The 657-nt window shown below is 48.7% G+C and carries 1 protein-coding gene; it reads right to left on the reverse strand.

The annotated features are described in order from the left end of the window. Positions 1-64: 64 nt before the first annotated feature. On the reverse strand, positions 65-657 hold a 593-nt coding region (locus tag ON063_RS14760; RefSeq protein WP_274665642.1), incomplete at its 5' end, for an EAL domain-containing protein.

A 657-nucleotide genomic window follows, 5' to 3' on the forward strand; every position in this document is an offset into this window, starting at 1 on the left:
ATACGTTCCGTCGCGTCGGAGAATGGCTCAACGACCGATCTGCATCATAAGACAAGCCGCCTTCTCAAGTGAGAGGGCGGCTGTTTTGATGGGTTGCCTCTTGGAGGGCGGTGACGATTCGATGGGCGTCACTAGTTCCGAGGAAGGTGGCTTCATAGTCAAAGATCCCGTTTTCAAGCTCGATCATTGAGCTTGGGCGAACGAGCAGTTCCATCTCTTCTCCGTGATGAGACAACATGATTTTCAACTCAATCGTATTCGTGATTGGTAGGCGGACAGTCGCATAAAAGTGTAAGGTCCGTAGACTACTTTTGGTCAACAAAATCGGTGTTGATCCAATGGTAATTTCACGGTCGTGAAGTTTATGAATAGTAACTGTCGCGTCAAGGGAGAAAGCCTGACGTTTCAGGTGGGGACCGGTCTCTGTCGTCATCAAGAATCGATTCTCGAGTGCCTGCTCAAATGCTTCGATTCTGAGAGGACGGCTGAACAAATAGCCTTGAACGATTCGGCAGTTGAGTCGGCGGAGTGTCATTAATTGATCAAGCGTTTCCACGCCTTCAATGACCACATCCATGCCGAACTCTTCTGCCATAAACAGAATCGTGCGGACAATGGCTTGTGTTTTCTTATTGACGTGAAGGTCTCTGGCAAACT

It is taken from the genome of Exiguobacterium sp. B2(2022) (genome assembly GCF_028823655.1).
In the GTDB taxonomy this organism is placed as follows: domain Bacteria; phylum Bacillota; class Bacilli; order Exiguobacteriales; family Exiguobacteriaceae; genus Exiguobacterium; species Exiguobacterium aestuarii_A.